Source organism: Peribacillus sp. P4_C12, from assembly GCF_056402095.1.
The window spans coordinates 1-602 of sequence record NZ_JBFUIB010001156.1 but is presented as its reverse complement, the minus strand read 5'-3'; the positions used below and the strand labels follow the sequence as shown (position 1 = coordinate 602).

Below are 602 nucleotides of genomic sequence, written 5' to 3'. Positions count from 1 at the left end.
GATTCCCGGTATAGGAGAAAAAATCGCAGCCACGATTATCTCTGAAATTGGTGAAATCAATCGCTTTAATCATCCGAAAAAACTGGTTGCCTTCGCTGGGTAAGTTTACGGCAACCATTAATCGTATGACTAAAAGAGGTTCGAGCAGACTACGTCATTCTCTGTATCTTGCCGTACTATGCGGCATAAGAAGTTCAAGTAACAAAATGATAAGAAAAAAACAGAAGGAAAACCGGTCAAATTTTCAATCGTTGTCTGTATTAATAAGTTGCTTCATTGGATTTACGCTTTATTAAAGAGAAAAGAAACGTTGCTAGATTTATCCTAATTAACGGTTTTGTGAAACAGAGAAAAATCCTTCCAAAAGTGTTTTGGAGGGATTTTTGGCATGGTCAAAAATAATAGATGTAGTTTTATAAAAAAGTTTGATCATTTCTGTGATCCTTCTTCCATTAAAGTGCCCGATAATTGAAGATAGTTCACGATGCAAGGCTATTATTTAACATCTTACATTTTTGCGTTTGAAACCAAGCTGCCCTTTATCTACTTCCTTTTGAATACTTTCGGAAGCGAGTAGGAAACTGCTTTTTTTCTTGTCCCGT

General features: G+C 35.9%; 2 pseudogenes. One reads left to right on the top strand and one right to left on the bottom strand.

What is annotated here, in order from left to right:
• Nucleotides 1-328, top strand: a pseudogene (locus tag AC1DUW_RS31910) (transposase); the annotation flags it as partial.
• 171 nt (nt 329-499) lie between these two features.
• On the opposite strand, the pseudogene AC1DUW_RS31905 reads toward AC1DUW_RS31910, so the two are convergent.
• Nucleotides 500-602 (bottom strand): annotated as a pseudogene (locus tag AC1DUW_RS31905) (DNA alkylation repair protein); the annotation flags it as partial.